Source organism: Myxococcus sp. AM010, assembly GCF_013372585.1.
Taxonomy (GTDB): Bacteria; Myxococcota; Myxococcia; order Myxococcales; family Myxococcaceae; genus Myxococcus; species Myxococcus vastator.
Window position 1 is genome coordinate 1 of record NZ_JABXEO010000004.1, and the last position, 17,797, is coordinate 17,797.

At 72.1% G+C, this 17,797-nt stretch carries 17 protein-coding genes; 6 read left to right on the top strand and 11 right to left on the bottom strand.

Annotation, left to right across the window (positions count from 1 at the left end; all coding sequences use genetic code 11):
- Window positions 1-200 precede the first annotated feature (200 nt).
- The 11 genes from HV826_RS03500 to HV826_RS03550 form a co-directional block, all read right to left on the bottom strand.
- A complete protein-coding gene (locus HV826_RS03500; RefSeq protein WP_176415585.1) occupies window positions 201-1,493 on the bottom strand; it encodes a hypothetical protein in 1,293 nt (430 codons plus the stop codon).
- On the bottom strand, window positions 1,490-1,801 hold the full coding sequence (locus HV826_RS03505) for a 4a-hydroxytetrahydrobiopterin dehydratase (protein WP_176415586.1): 312 nt from the start codon (window positions 1,799-1,801) through the stop codon (window positions 1,490-1,492). The genes HV826_RS03500 and HV826_RS03505 overlap by 4 nt, the downstream gene beginning before the upstream one ends.
- Before the next feature lie 29 nt (window positions 1,802-1,830).
- Window positions 1,831-3,189, bottom strand: a complete 1,359-nt coding sequence (locus tag HV826_RS03510) for a hypothetical protein (protein WP_217918486.1) — start codon at window positions 3,187-3,189, stop codon at window positions 1,831-1,833.
- Entirely contained in the window at window positions 3,189-4,679 is a 1,491-nt protein-coding gene (gene glpK / locus HV826_RS03515; protein ID WP_176415588.1) for a glycerol kinase GlpK, read from the bottom strand. Before glpK ends, HV826_RS03510 begins: the two co-directional genes overlap by 1 nt.
- 92 nt (window positions 4,680-4,771) lie before the next feature.
- Window positions 4,772-4,987: a hypothetical protein gene (locus tag HV826_RS03520; RefSeq protein WP_176415589.1), complete on the bottom strand. Its 216-nt coding sequence runs from the start codon at window positions 4,985-4,987 to the stop codon at window positions 4,772-4,774.
- Between the two features lie 166 nt (window positions 4,988-5,153).
- On the bottom strand, window positions 5,154-6,749 hold the full coding sequence (locus HV826_RS03525) for a hypothetical protein (protein ID WP_176415590.1): 1,596 nt from the start codon (window positions 6,747-6,749) through the stop codon (window positions 5,154-5,156).
- A 163-nt stretch (window positions 6,750-6,912) separates the two neighbouring features.
- Window positions 6,913-7,788, bottom strand: coding sequence for a hypothetical protein (locus HV826_RS03530; protein WP_255208499.1), 876 nt, complete (start codon window positions 7,786-7,788; stop codon window positions 6,913-6,915).
- A gap of 189 nt (window positions 7,789-7,977) precedes the next feature.
- Entirely contained in the window at window positions 7,978-9,216 is a 1,239-nt protein-coding gene (locus HV826_RS03535) for a lipocalin-like domain-containing protein (RefSeq protein WP_176415592.1), read from the bottom strand.
- 3 nt (window positions 9,217-9,219) lie between these two features.
- Window positions 9,220-11,760, bottom strand: coding sequence for an ABC transporter permease (locus HV826_RS03540; protein WP_176415593.1), 2,541 nt, complete (start codon window positions 11,758-11,760; stop codon window positions 9,220-9,222).
- Complete coding sequence (locus HV826_RS03545; protein ID WP_176415594.1) at window positions 11,757-12,485, bottom strand: ABC transporter ATP-binding protein; 729 nt, start codon at window positions 12,483-12,485, stop codon at window positions 11,757-11,759. The genes HV826_RS03540 and HV826_RS03545 overlap by 4 nt, the downstream gene beginning before the upstream one ends.
- Before the next feature lie 65 nt (window positions 12,486-12,550).
- Window positions 12,551-13,357 (bottom strand): carboxylesterase, encoded by an 807-nt coding sequence (locus tag HV826_RS03550; RefSeq protein ID WP_176415595.1) that lies wholly within the window; start codon window positions 13,355-13,357, stop codon window positions 12,551-12,553.
- Window positions 13,358-13,432: 75 nt separating this feature from the next.
- On the opposite strand from HV826_RS03550, the gene HV826_RS03555 reads away from it, so the two are divergent.
- From HV826_RS03555 to HV826_RS03580, 6 genes are all read left to right on the top strand, one after another.
- Window positions 13,433-13,723 (top strand): DUF3467 domain-containing protein, encoded by a 291-nt coding sequence (locus HV826_RS03555; protein WP_176415596.1) that lies wholly within the window; start codon window positions 13,433-13,435, stop codon window positions 13,721-13,723.
- Between the two features lie 90 nt (window positions 13,724-13,813).
- Window positions 13,814-14,572: a hypothetical protein gene (locus HV826_RS03560; protein WP_176415597.1), complete on the top strand. Its 759-nt coding sequence runs from the start codon at window positions 13,814-13,816 to the stop codon at window positions 14,570-14,572.
- A gap of 83 nt (window positions 14,573-14,655) precedes the next feature.
- Complete coding sequence (gene hemF, locus HV826_RS03565; RefSeq protein WP_176415598.1) at window positions 14,656-15,570, top strand: oxygen-dependent coproporphyrinogen oxidase; 915 nt, start codon at window positions 14,656-14,658, stop codon at window positions 15,568-15,570.
- Window positions 15,563-16,057 carry a hypothetical protein gene (locus HV826_RS03570; RefSeq protein ID WP_176415599.1) on the top strand — a complete coding sequence of 165 codons (495 nt, stop codon included), beginning with the start codon at window positions 15,563-15,565 and terminating at the stop codon, window positions 16,055-16,057. Before hemF ends, HV826_RS03570 begins: the two co-directional genes overlap by 8 nt.
- 76 nt (window positions 16,058-16,133) lie before the next feature.
- A complete protein-coding gene (locus tag HV826_RS03575; RefSeq protein ID WP_255217024.1) occupies window positions 16,134-17,063 on the top strand; it encodes an Immediate early protein ICP0 in 930 nt (309 codons plus the stop codon).
- An 81-nt stretch (window positions 17,064-17,144) separates the two neighbouring features.
- Window positions 17,145-17,759, top strand: a complete 615-nt coding sequence (locus HV826_RS03580) for an RNA polymerase sigma factor (protein ID WP_176415601.1) — start codon at window positions 17,145-17,147, stop codon at window positions 17,757-17,759.
- Window positions 17,760-17,797: the final 38 nt, after the last annotated feature.

A 17,797-nucleotide genomic window follows, 5' to 3' on the forward strand; every position in this document is an offset into this window, starting at 1 on the left:
CAAACCATACACAAGGCTATTCGTCGGCAGCGTCAGATTTGTATAAGAGACAGGCTCACGACGGTCCGGACCCACCGCCACCCTGGATGCATGAAGTCCCCCGCTCCGCCTAGCGGAGGGTCGACATGCGTGTCTGTGTCAGCAACACCCACTGGGGCGTCTGCCTGCCTGGCCGCCCATGGCCGTGCGCCCGGGGTGACTCAGCGCCAGAAGCCCACGGACAAGCCCACGTTGGTGTAGCGGCGCGCCAGGTCGAAGGAGGCCGTCACGGACCAGTCCTCCCAGTAGCGGAAGACGAACACCTCGAAGCCGCCGGTGACGTGGGGGCGCGCGGGCCGCTTGTCGAAGGGGGAGGGCTCCGCGTACGCGCCAGCCCGCAGCCGAATCATGCCCGGCACCGTGTCATGCTCCACACCGATGCGCGGCGCGAAGGAGGTGCCCTTGCCCACGGTGGCCTCGTCCGCCGTGGACGCGAAGGTGCGCGCGGGCACCGCGTTGTCCACGCTGGAGATGAGGTCCACCTGGGCGCTGATGAGCCAGCGTCCGGCGGGCGCCTCCAGGGGTTCGGCTTCCGGCACCGGCAGCGCGTCTCCTTCCACGAGCAGTTGCCGCCGCGCCGCGGGAGACAGGCGGTTGTAGCGCTCGGCCCCTTCTCCGAAGCGCCAGCTCGCTCCCACCGACAGTATGGCGGGCGACACCACCGCGCCGAAGAGGGTGCGGCCCGCCAGCTCCGGGACCTGGTCCTGCTCGCGCCGCCAGTCACCGACCACCTCGGGCCGCACCGTCACGCCCATGCGCCAGGGGCGCCCATGGGGCCGGTACAGGATGTCCACCGCCACGCCCGTGTCGCCGTAGCGCAGGTCCGTGCCTCCGGAGTCCAGCCGGAAGGAGGCTTGCGCCGCGTAGATGCCCAGCGCGAGGATGAAGTCGTCCTGGCCAAAGGACATGGCCCCCGCCAGCACCGACTGCGTGAGCGACACGCGGATGCGCTCACCCGGCCCCGCGCAGGCGACCGTGGCGCAGTAGGACACCACGCTGTTGCGCATCGCGAAGCCGATGCCGAAGCGCTTGTACTGGAGCAGCAGGCCGCCCAAGAGCTGCCGGCTGTCGTGGGACTCGTCGGGCTGTCCGTCGTTGTCCACGTCTCGCTTGCGCGAGCCGGTGAAGGGCAAATCCAGCCAGGACAGGGTGACGCCCAGGTCCCAGTCCTTCTCCAAGGCCGGCCCCCGGTGCGCCAGCGAGGCCAGGTTGCTGGGCAGCCCCGCGGCGCCCTCGGCGATGCCCACGTACGCGCCGCCCATCGCCACCATGCGCGCGGAGCCCAGCAGCGCGCCGGGGTTGAGGTACAGCCGCTCCGGGCGAGGCTCCAGCGGCGGGGGCGTCTGCTGCGCCCATGCCGCCGGCGTGGCGCCCAGCACCAGCGCGCACCCGAACGCTCTCCACCCCCCGCCACCGCGCCCCGTCGGACGCGCCACCGACCTGGAAGGACTCACCGCGCGCGCGTGGCCTCCGTGAAGAGCCGGTCCGCCTCGGTGGCCAGCGCGGTGTCGCGGTCGGTGAGGCCCCCAGCGTCGTGGGTGACGAGCGCCAGCGTCACCTTGCGCCAGCGGATGTCGATGTCCGGGTGGTGGTCCGCCTTCTCCGCCGCCTGCGCCACCTGCGCCACGAAGGCGATGCCGGCGAGGAAGGTGGGGGCCTCGAAGGTGCGGCGAATCATCCCGCCCTCGTGCTTCCACTCGGTGTGCAGCGAGAGGAAGGACTGGAGCGCCTCGGGGGCGAGCAGCGTGGGTTTGGATGCCATGGCCGCCTTTCTACCACCGCCGTCCATCGTCAAGGTGTGGACGGCCGCGCGTACACTTTCACGCCGTACAGAATGTTCCAGTGCTCCAGGTAGAAGTAGCGCCCGCTGACGAAGGGAGGCTGGCGCTCGTGAGGGGACGGCAGCAGCTCCAGGACGACGGTGCCCGTCTCCGCGCGCCAGCGGGGCACGGCGTAGGCAGCCGAGGCGCTCGTGGCCGCGGAAATCACGGGGACTCCGAAGCCCGTCGTCCGCAGCCGCCTGGCGCCCTGCGCCTGGAAGGAGGCGGTCATCTCCAGGACGCCCTCCAGGCGCAGGCGGCCGCTCGCCGCCGAGTACCGGAACAGCGCCATGCCCTCCGGGCCTGAGCCGGCGTGCGCCCACAGCACGCCCTCCTCGTGGCCCGCGGGCAGCCCGGGGACGCTTTGGCAGGGCTCGTCCGGGACGGGCCGCGGCGCGCCCGCGGCGTCGACCTGGAAGGGGCAGGCCTCGATGGCCATTGACGCGGGAGGCGGCGCCTCGGCGATGCGCACCACCAGCAGCCGCTCGCCCGCGCGTATCAGCAGCGAGGGCATGCCATCGTTGAAGGTGGCATGCCGTGATGGGGGGACGGGGGTGGAGCCCATGGCGCGCAGCCCCTCTCCTTCCGAGAAGGCGTAGCGGTGCAGCCGCGTGTCATCCAGCAGCAGCAGCTCGTTCGCGGTGGCGAGCCGAGCGTGGGGCGGCGCCTCGGCGGGCGCGCCCGTGGCGGGGAAGGGCGCCATGGCGGAGGTCGCCAGGGGCCCGCTTCCGGTGTCGACATAGCGGCGCACCTGCGCGGCCTCCGTCACCCACACCACGTCGTCTGCCACGACGGCGGGGGCGAAGTAGTCGCCCAGGGGCTGGGGTTCCTGGTCCGGCGCGCGCAGCGCCCGGCTGCCGCACAGCCACGTCCCCGACGACGTCCGGTCCACGCCGAGGCACTCCACCACGGTGGAGAGCTCCGCCAGGGGGGCCTGGGCGCCGTGGTCCTCCACCACGTAGAGGGAGGACTGGCGGACGCTGCCCACCGGCGCGAAGGAGACGACGAGGTGGTGGCGCCCCGTCTGCTCCGGTGTGAAGCGCACGATGGCGGACGAGCCATGCCCCCCCAGCTCCGCGGTGGCGGGGACCACGCGGTTCTGTGGGTCCCTCACCTCCACGGTGACGGACTGCGCCCGGTCCTCCCTCGCGGAGGCGCACTCGTTGAAGGCGCCGGGGACGGTGAGCTCCAGCGGCTGGCCCACGCCCACCAGCGCGCTGTCGAAGAGGGGCGCTGGCGGGTGCTGCTCGCAGGGGCGCATGGGGCACCCCACCCCCGTGCCCACCGCCAGCAGCGCCGTCAGCAACCGAAGGGGGCGGGGCGCCCGCATCACGCGCGCTCCACGGCCCGCTTCCACTTGGCCAGGTGCCGCTCGCGGGCCTCCGGCTTCATCTTCGGCTTGAACGTCTTCTCCGCCTTCCACGCGCGGCGGATGGCGTCCGGGCTGTCCCAGATGCCGGCGCCCAGGCCGCCGAGGAACGCCGCGCCCAGGCTGGTCGTCTCCAGGTTGCGCGGGCGCACCAGCGGCACGCCCAGCACGTCCGCCTGGAACTGCATGAGGAGGTTGTTGGCCGCCGCGCCGCCGTCCGCCTTGAACACGGGGATGTCCCGCCCGCTGTCGCGGCGCATGGCCTCCGCCAGGTCATGAATCTGCAGCGCGATGCCCTCCAGCACCGCGCGCGCCATGTGGGCCACGGTGGTGGAGCGGTCCAGGCCGGCGAAGAGGCCGCGCGCCTCAGGACGCCAGTGCGGCGCGCCCAGGCCCGCCAGCGCGGGCACGAAGACGACGTCCCCGGAGTCCTTCACGCTGGCGGCCAGCGCCTCGATGTCCGGCGCGCGCTTGATGACCTTGAGCCCGTCGCGCATCCACTGCACCGCCGCGCCAGCGATGAAGCTGCTGCCCTCCAGCGCGTAGGTGGTGGTGCCGGTGCCGCCCAGCCGCCACGCCACGGTGGTGAGCAGGCCCGCCGACGAGCGCACCGGCTCCGAGCCGGTGTTCATCAACAGGAAGGCGCCGGTGCCATAGGTGCACTTGGATTCGCCGGGCTCGAAGCACGCCTGCCCGAAGAGCGCGGACTGCTGGTCACCCGCCATGCCCGCCACGGGGATGCCGTCCGGCAGGCTGCGCATGCCGCGCGTGGTGCCGTACACCTCCGCGGAGCCGCGAATCTGCGGCAGGCACGCGGCCGGGACGGACAGCAGCGCGCGCATCTCGTCGCTCCACTGGAGCGTCGTCAAATCCATCAACAGCGTGCGGCTGGCGTTGGACACGTCGGTGACGTGCGCCGCGCCGCCGGTGAGCTTGTAGACGAGCCAGGTGTCGATGGTGCCGAAGCACACGTCGCCCTTCTCCGCCTTCGCGCGCGCGCCCTTCAGGTGGTCGAACATCCACGTCAGCTTGGTGCCGGAGAAGTACGGGTCCACCACCAGGCCCGTCACCTCGCGCACGCGCGGCTCCACGCCCTGCTCCTTGAGCCGGCGGCACTGCTCGGCGGTGCGGCGGTCCTGCCAGACGATGGCGTGGGACAGCGGCTGTCCGCTGCCGCGCATCCACAGGCCCGTCGTCTCGCGCTGGTTGGTGATGCCGATGGCGGCGATGTCCTTGCCGCGAAGGCCCGCGTCCTTCAGCGCCCGGGCGATGCACCACTCACTGCTGGCCCAGATTTCATCCAGGTCGTGCTCCACCCAGGACGGCTTGGGGAAGTGTTGGGTGAACTCCTTGTAGGAGCGGCCCACCACCTGCAGCTTGGTGTCGAGGATGGAGACGTGCGTTCCAGTGGTGCCCTGGTCCAGGGCCAGGACGTACTTCGCCTTCGGCATGGGGTGTGCCCTCCCTATGGTGGATGCCAGCGGGGAGGGACCCTACTCCAGTCGGCGGGCCGGGCAGGCGAGCTTCCTGCCCGGCGGCGCGGCTAGTAGCCGGAGGCGCGCCGGTTCCCGAGCACCTTCCGGAGGCCGAACGCGGCCAGCCCGCCAAGGGCGATGCGGCCCAGCGAGCCACCGAGCAGGCCGCCCGAGGCCGCCCGGCCGCGGCCGTAACCCCGGCGTCCATACCTGCTCCGGCCGCGGCTCCATCCACCGAAGCCCGAGCTGCGACGATTCCCCAAGATGTTGCCCAGTAGCGACATGGTGGCTCCTCTGTTCGTCAATGCGTTGAAAGCCCCCGCCGGGCGGAGACGCCCCGCGAACGCGGAGTGCCCTCAAGTTGACGCTTCTTTCCGCCGGGGGCAGCCCTGGCCGGAGGAAGTGCCTCCCGCGCCCCTGGCAGGCACGGGAGGCAGCCAGGCGGTCTGCCTACTTCCCGCTGTAGATGCCAATGGCGCCGGGGCGGACGATGGTGCCCGCCGCGTCCCGCTGGGCGCTGAAGGCCACCAGCACCTTGCGGGCGTCACCGCTGCCCACCATCTGGATGTCCCAGACGGGCAGGGCGGACAGCCCCCCGAGCTCCCGGTTGTGGCTGCTCAGCTGCCCATCGGGGTGCAGGCGCGTCAGGCCCCTGCCCCAGCGGTGGCCAACCCAGAGGCTGCCGTCGCGCGAGTCCAACTCCAGCGAGGAGATGTTGCGGTCGCCGTCGCCCTCCAGCAGGTAGCCCGTCACCAGCCCGGCGTCGTTCAGCTTCGCCAGTCCCCACGCGAAGCTGGACACCCAGACGGTGCCATCCGGCATCAGCACCAGGTCGCTCACCAGGTCGTCCTTGCGCTGCGCGTGGGTGGGGTACTGGGGCTCGGCCACGGCGTCCGGCCACAGGTCGATGCGGTTGGCGCGGTGCTTCTTCTCCTCGCTCTGCTTGCGCGCCGCCTCGAAGTTCCATGGGGCGCCGGTGCCTTCGTGGCCCACGGCGTTGGTCATGATCTTGAACCGCGTGGTCCGGATGTGCGTGCCCAGCCAGACGTCGCCGTCGGGCCGCACCGCCACGCCCCAGACGTCTCCGGCGAGCCGGCTGTCCTCGCTGGTGCCGTCGCCCATCGCGATGGCGGGGTGGATGTGCTCCATGACGCCGAACTTGCAGCGCTGGCGCTGCTCGCCTCCCGTGTAGACCCACGCGTTGGCGGCGACGACCTCGGCGTTGGAGCACGCCTCGCCACCCTGGTAGTCGGGCTCACCCCACGCCAGGCCGTGGTTGGACGCGAACCACAGGCTGTTGCGTGCCTTGTCCCAGACGATGCGGTTCACCGAGCAGAGCTTCTCGCGATGGCCATAGCCGGGCACCGAGTGCGCGGGCGAGTGGAGGTCGTAGTGCACCACGCGGAGCGTCCCGTCGGCCTGGAGCTCCACGCGGTCCGCGTCACCGCTCTTGAAGATGGCGGGGTCCTCGAACACGCCGGGGGCCTTGTAGAACTCGCTCTCGCAGTTGGGCCGGCCCTCGTAGCCGACGAAGACGGTGTCCGCGGGGCCCCCCGTCACCGAGAGGACCTTGAGGTAGCGCGCTTCGGGCGCCGGGTCCTTGCCCTTCCACGGGGCCCAGGGCTTCAGGCCGTCCGCCAGGGTGTAGCAGCGCAGGGCGGTGGCGCCCGGACGTAGGAGGCACAGGCCGTCCTCGCCGCCCGCGACCCAGATGTTGCCGCCCTCGTCCTGGGTGACACCCAGCACCTCGCGAGGGCCGCCCTCGGCGGTGCCCCAGAAGCGCCAGCTCGCGTTGTCCTGTGGAATGGGTTCGCCGCCGTCGCCCACGGGGCCATTCGTGCCCGCGTCGGGCTCCACCGGCGGCGGGTCCTCGCCTTCGCCCGGCGGCGGGTCTCCCGGCTGCTCGAGTGGTGGTGGCTCGTTCTCGTCGCCAATCCCATCGTCCGTGGACGGCGGCGACTGGAGCTGCTCGCCGCCATGACAGCTCAGCAGCAACGTCAGCCCGAGCACGCCCGCCCACCACTTGCCCTGTTCAAGTCCGCTCATACCTGGGTCCGCCTCCGGAGTCTGTCTTTGGACGCGTCACTTCGCGTCCTGACTCCAGAGGCAAGCAAGGTGCCAGGGATTGAATGGCGAGCCTCGATGGGGGGAGGGAAAGGCAGAGGGAGCGGTAGGGCCCCGCGCTGCCCTCACGGGGAACCTGGACGCCTCACCCCCGGGGCCGTGCCGTGTGTCCGCTGGCCGCGGAGGACAGGGCGCGAGGCCTGCGCACGGGCGGGAGCGCGTCGGGGTCCACGTGGTGCGCCACGCAGCCGGGCCGGAGCCGCTCGAGCTTCCGGGCCTCCTGGAGTCCCAGGCCCGGGTTGCCGTCGAACCAGACCTCCCGCAGGTTCTTGAAGGCGGCCAGGATTTCGACGCCCTCCGCGCCCACGCGGGTCTGCACCAGCCGGAGTCTCGGGACGGCGCCGATGTCCGTCTGCTCCCGCAGCGTGTGCAGCATCGCCGTGTCGAACGCGCCGCCGAGCATCTGGAACTCCTCCGCCGGCGTCAGCGCGCTCAATAGCTCCATGTCCAGGAAGCTCGCGTCCCGTAGCACCAGCTCCCGCAGGTGGCCGTCGTCCCGCGTGTTGAGGCCGTAGACGAGCTCGCCCTTCAAGCCTCGTCGCTGGAGGCGTCCGTCGGGGAACCAGGACGTGTACTCACCGCCGTCCACGCGCATCTTGGGCTGCCCCGACACGTACCAGCGCTGCTCGGCCACCTCGGTGGCGAAGCCCCCCGCGTATTCCACCTCGGAGGTGCAGTAGCCGTTGCGCGTGAAGGCATGGGCGACGCCCGTGAAGGGCCGGCCCTGGAAGAGGCGGGGGCCGTAGTCCTCGGGCAGCTCCAGCAGCGCGCTGTTCACACGCAGCCCGCCTTCGGGCAGCGGGAGCCAGTCGGCGGAGGGGCCGGTGAGGACACCTTCCGAGACCGCCATCAGCGAGTCCAGCGTGCCGTCGTGCCTCAGGGAATACGCCAGGCCCGAGAAGAGCGCCTTGCCGTGCCGCAGCCTGCCGTCCACGCCTCGAATCAGAAAGCTTGCTCGCATCCGTTGCATGGTCCGCTCCCGTTCTCACCGGGCATGCGCCGGTGAAGGCCCCTGACACCTTCTTCGTGCCACTGGAGCGGAGGACCGGGCAATCCAGGCAGGCGGCAAAGCGTTTGCCCTGGCCGTTCGGCGATTCCGGCTGTCTGGAGTTGGCGAACGGGATGCCCCCGGGTTGGAGGCGAGGATTGGCTACCGGATGTTCCGCGGGGTTTCCGCATCCGGCGTGCCGCGCGCCTGGGACTCCCTGCGCCGCGCCGCCTGCGTGTCCGCGTAGCCCGTCAGCTCCACGTACCCGCGCCCCGTGACGGGCTGGCCCGCGCGCGTCCCTTCAAGGCCCACCGTGCCCTCCCAGTAGCGCACGGTGACGGGGAGCTCCTGGTCCGCCAGGCGCGGCGTCACGGTGAGGTCCAGGCCCAGCGAGTCCACCTGCATGCGCCAGCGTGACGGGTACTCGCCGCCACTGCGCGGGCTCTTCCAGGTGTCCAGCACCGTGAGCTGCATGTCGTCGCGGCCGACGTGCACCGCTTCACCCATGCCTTCGGGGGGCACCCACAGGCCGGAGCTGAACGCGTCCGGCGCGCCGTCCCGGTGACGGAGCTGGTAGTACATCAGCTCGCTGCCGTCGGAGAGCTGGAGCGAGAACCAATCCCAGCCCACCTGGTTCCCGCCGAGCGCGCTGGTGCTCCACTCGCGGTCCATCCAACTGTGGCCCGTCACCGAGTACGTGCGCCCGTCCACCCGCACCGTGCCGCGCGAGGGCATGCGCGTCATGGAGTAATAGTAGGACGCGTTGCCGCGCTCCGCGCTCTTCTGGCTCAGGCCCCGGTCACCATGGAGCACCGGCGGCTTGCCCGGCTCCAGGAGCAGCTCCAGCGCCACGGTGTCCGTCTGCGCGCGCAGCCGCATGGGCCAGGTGGCCGGGCCCGCGCTGGCCGCCTCCCAGTCCTCCAGCCACACCTTGAAGGGGTGCGCGGCGGCGCCGGACAGCCCCAGCGCCACGCGGCTGAAGCGCTCCGAGGCGTGGAAGCCGCCACCGGCCACGTCCGTCACCGTGAAGTGACCCATGTAGACCTGGCTTGTGCCCCAGGCGGAGTCGCGCGGCGCGGCCTCGGGGGCCAGCGCGTTGCGGAACAAGGTGAACTGGTAGCCGAAGGCGCGCCCGTCCTCGGTCTCCAGGTTGCCCGTCCAGTACCACCACTCCGTGCGGTACTCCGGGTGCGGGCCGTGGTCCTGGGGGAAGTGGAAGTCCCGGGGCTCCACCGCGCGCGCGTAGCCCTCCGTGCCGCCGCTCATGGCGCCGGCCACCGTCAGCGTGCCGCCCTGGCGCAGCGCGGGCAGGGGGCGCTCGCGAGTCACCGCCACCACCGCCGCCGCCAGTCCCACCAGCACCACCGCCGTCCCCACGATGAGTCCCCGGCCGTTGCTCATGTGTCACTCCTCCCGCAGCGCCAGCGCGGGATTGGCGCGCGCCATCTTCCAGGCGGGGTAGAGGCCCGCCAGCGCCGACGCCACCAGCGCCAGCGCCACGGCCTGCACCAGCGTCTGGGGTGTCAGGGCCAGTTGCAGCGTCCAGCCGAAGGAGCGCTGGTTGATGACGTGCACCAGCACGTAGGCCAGCCCCACGCCGAGCGGCACGGAGAACAGCCCCGCCAGCAGCCCCAGCAGCCCTGTCTGCAGCGACACCAGCCCCCAGAGTTGCTCCGGCGTCAGGCCGGTGGCGCGCAGCACGGCGAACTCGCGCGCCCGCTCCAGTTGCAGCGCCATCAGCGCGCTCAGCACGCCCACGAAGGCCACGCCGATGGCGAGCAGCCGCAGCACCTGCGTAATCGTGAAGGTGCGGTCGAAGACGTCCAGGGACGCCTGCCGCAGCGAGCGGTTGGCGCGCACCAGCAGCGCCTGGGTGTCTCCGGCGCGCTCGCGCACCGAGGCCACCAGCGCGTCCACGTCCTGGCCGGGCGCCGCGTACAGCGCCACGCCGCTGATGCCCCGGTCGTCGAACCAGCGCTCGTAGGTGGTGCGTGGCATCAGCAGCGTGCCCACGTCGGAGCCGTAGTCGAAGTACACGCCCACCACGCGGAAGTCGCGGGGCCCCTGGTCCGTCGCCAGTCGCACGGTGTCCCCCTGGCCCACGTTGCGGTGGAAGCCGAAGGGCTCCGAGACGAGAATCGTGTCGGGCGAGGACTCCAGCTCGCGCCACGCCGTCTCCGCGTCTCCCTGCTTGAAGGTGTAGGGCCGCACCGGCGTGCGCGAGAAGTCGACGGCCATCAGGTCCGTGGGCACGCCGTCCACGCGCACGTTCGCCACGCGAAGGGTGCTGCTGCCCGCGACGCCCGGCGTGTCGCGCAGCGTCTCCGCCAGGCCGGGGAGCAGCGTCGCGCCTCCGCGCCGCGCCACGAGCGATGGCGGCGAGATGAACACGTCCGCCTGGAGCGAGGTGTCCAGCCACGACACCACCGTGCCCCGGAAGCTGGACACCATGAGGCCCACGCCCACCGTGGTGGCCACCGCCACCATCAGCGCCGCCAGCGCCACGGACGTGCGGCTGAGGCTGGTGTGTACGCCGCGCGCGGCCATGCGCCCCAGCAGGCCAAAGGCCAGGCCCAGCGGCCGCGCCGCCAGCGAGGACACCGTCTGCGTGGCCCAGGGCACCAGCAGCGCCGCGCCCAGCAGCACCGAGAAGAGGCCCCCGTAAGCGGGCAGCAGCGCCTGGGTCGGCCACCGCAGCAGCACGGCGCCCGCGGCCAGCACCCCGAGGCCCAGCAGCGCCAGCCGGGGCGCCCGTCCGCGCGACACGTCCTCCAGCGTGGACCTGCGCATCGTCGTCACCGGGGGCGAGCGCGCGGCCTCCCACGCGGGCACCAGCGCCGCCAGCAGCGTCGCGCCCAGCCCCAGCGCCAGGCCCTTGAACAGGGTGAAGGGCTCCAGCGCCAGCCGCCGCACGCTCACCACGAAGTACAAGTCATTGAGCGTCTGGGTGACGAGCTCCACCAGCCCTCGCGCCAGCAGCACACCCAGCAGCAGCCCCGCCACCGTCCCCGCCGCGCCCAGCACGGCCGCCTCGCCCAGCACCAGCGCGAAGAGCTCGCGGCGGGTGATGCCCACCGCGCGCAGGCGGCCCAAGAGGCCGCGCCGCTGCACCACGGAGAACGTCATGGTGTTGTAGATGAGGAACATCCCCACCACGAGCGCCAGCAGCGACAGCGCGGTGAGGTTGGTGCGGAAGGCCCGCGTCATCTGCTCCACCGTGCCCGCCCTCGCGGCGGCGCGCACCAGCTCCAGGCCTTGTGGCAGCGTGGCCGCCAGCGCCTGCGCCTGCGCGTCGCCGCCGGTCAGCCGCAGGTCCACGCGCGTCAGCCGGCCGGTGTGCCCCAGCAGCTCCTGCGCGGTGGACACGTCGGTGAGCACCAGCGCCTCCAGGGCCCGCGCCGTGTCCTCGTCCGCGGGCTCCAGCAGTCCCACCACGCGCAGCGGCTTCTCCAGTCCTTCCAGGCGCACCGGCAGCGCGTCGCCAGTGGACAGGCCCAGGGCGCGCGCGGCGCGGGCGCTCAGCATCACCGCGCCCGGCTCGGTGAGCAGCGCGCTCACGTTGCCCACCGCCTCGCCCCGGGCGTAGTCGCGGAACGGCCCTTCCACGAAGGGGTCCACGCCCAGCACGGTGAGCGTGCGCTTGTCGCCCACCGCCGCCTGGACGTAGCCCTCCACCACGGGCGCGGCCACGGGGGCGCCGGGGCGCACGCGCAGCGCCTGGTACACCGCCTCCGGCACGCCCGTGGAGCCGCCCACGAGCTGGTGCGTGGCGCGTCCGGCCACCGCGTCCGTGGAGCGCTCGAAGGCGCGCAGGGCGCTGCCGCTGGCCAGGTCGATGGACACCACCACCGCCACGCCCAGCGCGATGCCCAGCAGCGACAGGGCCGTCAGCCACGGGTGGCGGCCCAGGTGGCGCAGGCTGGAGCGGACCAGCAGCCCCTTCACAGGGCCTCCTTCATCACGCGGGTGGGCGTGTGCTCCACCTCCACCAACCGGCCGCCTTCCATCGTCAGGACGCGGTGGGCGCGGGCCACCAGGCCGGGCTCGTGGGTGACGACGAGCGCGCAGGTGTTGCCCTTCCAGGTCAGCGCCTCCAGCAGGTCCAGGACCTGCCGTCCCGTCGCCTCGTCGAGGTTGCCGGTGGGCTCGTCCGCCAGCAGCAGCGGCGGCTCATGCGCCAGCGCGCGGGCCACCGCGACGCGCTGCTGCTCTCCGCCGGACAGCCGGTCCGGAAAGCTGTTGGCGCGCGTGCCGAGCCCCACCTGTTCGAGCAACGCCCGCGCCCGCGCGCTGGCCTCCGCGCCGCCATGGCCGTTGAGCTCCAGCGGCAGCCGCACGTTCTCCTCCACCGTCAGCGTGGGGAGCAGGTTGAAGGCCTGGAAGATGAAGCCGATGCGCTCGCGCCGCAGCAGCGTGCGCTCGCGCTCGTTCAGCCGTCCCAGGTCGCGGCCATCCACGCGGACCTCGCCCTGGCTGGGCAGGTCGATGCCGCTGATGAGGTTGAGCAGCGTGGACTTGCCCGAGCCGCTGCGCCCCAGCAGCACCACGAACTCGCCTCGGCGCAGGGAGAGCCGCACGCCGGAGAGCACCTCGCGCGTGGTGTCGCCTTCGGCGTAGGCCTTCGTGACGTCGCGCAGTTCGACCAGGGGCGGGGAGTCGGGCGGGGACATGGGGGCTTCTCCATACACGGATGCCCTGTCCGTCGCTCGACCTTCGGCGCATGCCCGCACCCCACTCAGGCGCCAGCGGCGGGCGACGCGGACTCCCACCGCGAGGCGCTCCGCTGCTGCGCCAGGAAGTCGCCCACCGCCGCCGCCAGCAAGGGCCCCGCCGTGTCCCGAGGGATGACGTGAAACCCCTGCCGCAGGGACAGGACGCGCACCGACGGCGCCGCGGTGAGGCGCCGTGCGAGCCACCGCCCGCCCTCCGGGTCCACGACGTGGTCCTGCTCCGCCACCGCGACCAGGGTGGGGCAGCGCACGCGGGCCGCGTCCCGGATGGCCAGCGTCTGCAACGCGCACACGTCACGCAGCCGGGCCACGGGAAAGGCGGGCAGCACCGGCGCCTGGGCCAGCGCCTCCGGGTCCGAGATGTCCGTGCCCGTCTTCTCCACCCACGGGTGTGTCCACTCCAGAACGGGCGTGCGCGCCAGCTGCCGGACCAGGAACATGCGCGGCCCCCGGAAGCGCACCGCGGGCGCCACCAGCGTCAGCGCCCGGAGCTCCGCTGGATGCCGCGCGGCCAGCTCGAGCGCCAGCAGCGCGCCCATGGACAGGCCCGCCACGAACACACTCCGGTGACCCCGGAGCGCGTGCAGGGCGTGCTCCGCCGCCGCCAGCCAGTCACGCCAGGTGACGTCGAGCAGGGCCCGGGGGGTGGTGCCATGGCCGGGCAGGCGCGGCGCCACCACGCGCAGTCCTCGGGCCGCCAGGGCCTCGCCCAGGGGCCGCACGTCCCAGGGGCTCCCCGTGAAGCCGTGCAGGAGCAGGCACGCGTCCTCGCCCCGGCCCAGCTCGAAGGGCGCCGTCTTTCGCGGGTCCATGGGGGCGGCTTCTGAGAGCGGGCTCACGCCGTGACACTGGCCACGCGCGAGCGCAGGCGCTATGCCCCCTGCCTCATGGCTGACACTCCGAAGCCCCCGGACATGCAGTTGCAGATTCAGTTGGACGATGACGTGGCCAATGGTCAGTACGTCAACATGGCCCTGGTGAACCACTCCGACACCGAGTTCACCCTGGACTTCATCTACGTCCAGCCCCAGCAGCCCAAGGCCCGGGTGCGCTCGCGCATCATCACCAACCCCAAGCACATGAAGCGCCTGGTGGCGGCGATGCAGGACAACATCCAGCGCTACGAGGCGAAGTTCGGCCCCATCGCGGTTCCAGAGGAAGACGGCGGCATGCACTGAGCGCCGTTTTCGCCGGGAGCAACCCGCACGTCGTGTGTTTCCACGGCCGCTTCGCTGGCCTTCGGGCCCGGTGGCGCGCAGACTTGGGCCATGGTGCTGAGACTCCTGGTCCCCTTGCTCGTATCGCTCTACGCCTCTTCCGCCGCGGCTCAGTGCCTGGGGGATGGCGTGCAGCTCTTCCCTACACCGGGCTCCATCATCCCCACCAACTCCCGCTTCCTGCTGGAAGGCGTCGGAACCGCGCGCCCCCAGGTGGCCGCGCTGGTGGGGAAGAAGCTGCGGCTGGTGTCGGACAGCCACGTCGTCGAGGTGGCGGTGCGGCGCGGCTGGGAGAGCAGCCTGGGCCGCGTCACCGTCATCCTCAAGCCGGCCGGGGCCATGGAGGAGGACAAGCGCTACACGCTGCGCGTGGATGAGTCGCTGCCCAACGTGGCGCTCCTCAACGGCCGGGGCACCATGCTGCCCGAGTGGCGCACGGGCACGGGGCCGGACAAGGCGGCCCCTCGCTGGCTCAAGCGGCCCGCCGTCTCCGAGGGCTTCCTGCGCCGCACCGCGCAGGGCACCGCCCGCTTCGTGCGCCTCAACCTGTCGCTGAAGGAGTCCAGCCCGGCGTACCTGGTGGTGAAGCTGGAGCCGCGCCGCCCTGGCCCCAGCGTGCAGCAGTACGTGGTGCCGGTGAGCAACAACACCGCCTTCATCGGCCATGAGGCCTGCAGCGGCACCTTCGCCATGGAGGACGGCCGCAGCTACCGGGCCCGCATCCAGGCCTTCGACGCGGCGGGGCAGATGGCGCCGGCCGTCCCACCCGTGGACTTCGAGGCCCCGGACGAATACTCGATGCAGCAGTAGCGCGCGGGAGTTCTCCCCGGGGCCGGGAAGTTGGTGTAGGCCTGACGCGGGCGCCCCTGCGCGCCGAGCCTTCGGGAGCGCGAATGACGACGGTGGACGTGGAGAGCCTCAAGGAGCGGATGACGGGCTTCATCCGGTCGCTGCAGGACGACATCTGCGGCGGCCTGGAGCGGCTGGACGGCTCGGCGCGTTTCCGCGAGGACTCCTGGACCCGGCCGGGCGGTGGCGGCGGACGCAGCCGGGTGCTGGAGGACGGCGCCGTGCTGGAGAAGGCCGGCGTCAACACGTCCGTGGTGTACGGCGAGCTGGAGGAGCAGTTCGCGCAGAAGCTCCAGGGCGAGGGCCGCCACTTCTGGGCGGGCGGCATGTCCCTGGTGCTGCACCCGCGCAACCCGCATGTGCCCACCGTGCACGCCAACTACCGCTTCATCCACCAGGGCGGGAAGGCGTGGTTCGGCGGCGGCGCGGACCTGACGCCCTACTACCTCTATGAAGAGGACGCGGCGCACTTCCACCGCGTGCACCAGGCCGCCTGTGACAAGCACGACGCCGGCTACTACCCGCGCTTCAAGGCCGCCTGTGACAAGTACTTCTACCTGCGCCACCGCGAGGAGACGCGCGGGGTGGGCGGCATCTTCTTCGAGAACATGGGCGGGGAGCTGGAGAAGGAGTTCGCCTTCATCCAGGACTGCGGCCGGGCCTTCCTGGACGCGTACCTGCCCATCGCCGAGCGGCGCAAGGACACGCCGGTGACGCAGGGGCAGCGCTTCTGGCAGGAGGTGCGGCGCGGGCGCTACGTGGAGTTCAACCTCGTCTATGACCGGGGCACCGTCTTCGGCCTGGAGACGCGCGGGCGCACCGAGTCCATCCTCATGTCCCTGCCGCCGCAGGTCCGCTGGCGCTATGACCACCACCCCGAGCCCGGCACCCCGGAGGCGCGGCTGGTGGAGGTGCTGCGCCAGCCGCGTGACTGGGCGCGAGGAGGCTGCAATGGATGATTGGAATGACTCGACACCGGTCCGGAAGCCGGCCCATCCCATCCTCATCCTCGTCGCGCTCGTGGCGGTGTCGGGCTACATGCTGATGCAGAAGTATTCGGGAGGGCGCCCCGCCACGCAGGCGGCATCCCCCAGCGACGCCGAGGCCCGCGTCAACGTGCTCGCCCTGTGTGACGCCGTCCAGGCCCACCGCGACGAGCACGGCGTCTACGTCACCGCGGGTCCCACGCCGAAGGCGATTCCACGCGGCGGCAGGGCCGTGCCCTTCCCCAAGGACGAGACCTTTCACCGGCTGGGCTTCGAGCCCGACGGAAAGGTCCACTTCCAGTACCAGGTGGTGGTCCAGGAGAGCCCCGTGGGCGAGCCGGAGGTGTCCTGCCTCGCGCGGGGGGACTTCGACGGCGACGGGCTGAACTCCCTCTACCGCGTTCGTCTGGATGCCAACGGTATGACGACGCCCATCGAGGTGGAGCGCGAGGGCGAGTAGGCCCCTCCGCAACCCGGCGTTTCCGTCCGCCGAGAATCAACAGGCCGGGACCCCAAGCCAGCGTGAGGCATTGCCCATGTCCTCCTTCCGCATCCCCAACGTGATTGACCGCGCCCTCCGCTCACTGGAGAGAGGCGGCGGCTCGAGACGCCCCGACGGTCCGGGCGTGCAGGGGCCCCAACCCCAGGACTGGGGCCCACCGGCGCAGCCGCCCCGGCCGGGGGACAACTTCCGTCGTCCAGTGCCGCCGCCCCCGCACCCGCCCATGGGCGGCCAGGAGCGCGCGCCGGTGAAGTCGGTGGCGGAGCTGGTGCCCCCGGGGCTGGAGGACACGCCGGGGCAGGAGGCCCTGGGGCAGCGCTTCGCGTCGGACGCGGCGCTGCTGGCGTCGCACTTGTCGCCTCCGCGGGTGTCGGGCTCGGAGCGGGCCACGCGGCTGTGGGCGTTCTACACGGCCTACGCCACGGCGGCGGCGCGGCACCCGCCGGAGCCGGAGGCGCGCGCGGCCTTCCGCGAGGCGCTGGAGGGGCAGGGCTTCGCCGAGCTGCGGGACGCGCACACCGGCGAGGACGGCGTGACGCGGGGCCTGTGGGTGATGGACGCCCGCACCCCCGCCGAGGCCCGGACGCGGGCCGCCGAGGTGCGGCTGGAGCCGCCTCCCGAGGTGCGCCACTCCGAGGAGGCCTCCGCCCGGCCGGACGAGCAGGCGCTTGTCCAGGCGGCCGGCACCCGCGCGGCCACGACCTTTCATGGCCCGGTCATGCCCGCACCGCGGCGCGAGGAGACCGCTTCATCGGAGGACGCGCGGCAAGACGGGGACGCCCGGCGCCAGCGCGGAACGAACGGCCGCCTGGGCGCGCGGATGCTGTGGAACGTGCTGCACCGCTTCCGCTCGGGGCCGGACGACGGGGCGGTGGCGGAGGGGCAGTGGGACCGGGTGACCTTCGGTGCCCTGCTGGCGCTGCTGGCCATCGCGCTGGCCGTGGCGGCGCTCGTCAACCTCTAGGCCCGGCGGCCCGGCGGCGGCGCCTTCGCCGGTGCGAATCTCCTTGGATTGTGTCCGCTTGTGCTAGGTTGCCGCACCTACTTGGCAACCGACGACCTCACTCTCGTCAAGCGCGTCCGGACCGGCGACCAGCGCGCTTTCAAACTCCTCGTCGAGCGTTACCAGCGCAAGGTGTACGCCGTTGCGCTGGGCATGCTGAAGGACAAGGAGGAAGCGATGGACGTCTCCCAGGAGGCGTTCGTCAAGGTCTACAAGTACCTGGACCACTTCAAGGGCGACTCGTCCTTCTACACCTGGCTCTACCGCATCACCGTCAACATCTGCATCGACGTCATCCGCAAGCGTGGCGGGGGCGGCGAGGCCGTGGAGTTCGACGAGAACCAGGCCATGGACCTGTCCGAGGCCCGCATCGGCGCCCTGGGCAGCCGGCTGGGCACCAATCCCCAGAAGAGCGCCCTGCGCCGCGAGCTGGCGGAGAAGATCCAGGAGGCCCTGGCCACGGTGCCGGAGAAGCACCGGGCCATCCTCCTGCTGCGGGAAATCGAGGGAATGTCCTACGACGACCTCGCCCGCACCCTGGACATCCCCAAGGGCACGGTCATGAGCCGGCTTTTCCATGCCCGGGCCAAGGTCCAGAAAATCCTCAGTGAATACCTGGAGTTGGACGAAGCGAAGAGCGGTGTGGGCAGTGAGTGAGCGCGCCTCGAATATCTGAGGGACCTGCCCGTCCCAAG

What these genes read in the sequence shown, in the direction of transcription:
- HV826_RS03530 (WP_255208499.1), bottom strand. Translation starts at nt 7,788, where the DNA reads ATGCGAGCAAGCTTTCTGATTCGAGGCGTGGACGGCAGGCTGCGGCAC.
- glpK (WP_176415588.1), bottom strand. Translation starts at nt 4,679, where the DNA reads ATGCCGAAGGCGAAGTACGTCCTGGCCCTGGACCAGGGCACCACTGGA.
- HV826_RS03555 (WP_176415596.1), top strand. Translation starts at nt 13,433, where the DNA reads ATGGCTGACACTCCGAAGCCCCCGGACATGCAGTTGCAGATTCAGTTG.
- HV826_RS03575 (WP_255217024.1), top strand. Translation starts at nt 16,134, where the DNA reads ATGTCCTCCTTCCGCATCCCCAACGTGATTGACCGCGCCCTCCGCTCA.
- HV826_RS03570 (WP_176415599.1), top strand. Translation starts at nt 15,563, where the DNA reads ATGGATGATTGGAATGACTCGACACCGGTCCGGAAGCCGGCCCATCCC.
- HV826_RS03535 (WP_176415592.1), bottom strand. Translation starts at nt 9,216, where the DNA reads ATGAGCAACGGCCGGGGACTCATCGTGGGGACGGCGGTGGTGCTGGTG.
- HV826_RS03505 (WP_176415586.1), bottom strand. Translation starts at nt 1,801, where the DNA reads ATGGCATCCAAACCCACGCTGCTCGCCCCCGAGGCGCTCCAGTCCTTC.
- HV826_RS03520 (WP_176415589.1), bottom strand. Translation starts at nt 4,987, where the DNA reads ATGTCGCTACTGGGCAACATCTTGGGGAATCGTCGCAGCTCGGGCTTC.
- HV826_RS03550 (WP_176415595.1), bottom strand. Translation starts at nt 13,357, where the DNA reads ATGGACCCGCGAAAGACGGCGCCCTTCGAGCTGGGCCGGGGCGAGGAC.
- HV826_RS03525 (WP_176415590.1), bottom strand. Translation starts at nt 6,749, where the DNA reads ATGAGCGGACTTGAACAGGGCAAGTGGTGGGCGGGCGTGCTCGGGCTG.
- HV826_RS03510 (WP_217918486.1), bottom strand. Translation starts at nt 3,189, where the DNA reads ATGCGGGCGCCCCGCCCCCTTCGGTTGCTGACGGCGCTGCTGGCGGTG.
- HV826_RS03560 (WP_176415597.1), top strand. Translation starts at nt 13,814, where the DNA reads ATGGTGCTGAGACTCCTGGTCCCCTTGCTCGTATCGCTCTACGCCTCT.
- hemF (WP_176415598.1), top strand. Translation starts at nt 14,656, where the DNA reads ATGACGACGGTGGACGTGGAGAGCCTCAAGGAGCGGATGACGGGCTTC.
- HV826_RS03545 (WP_176415594.1), bottom strand. Translation starts at nt 12,485, where the DNA reads ATGTCCCCGCCCGACTCCCCGCCCCTGGTCGAACTGCGCGACGTCACG.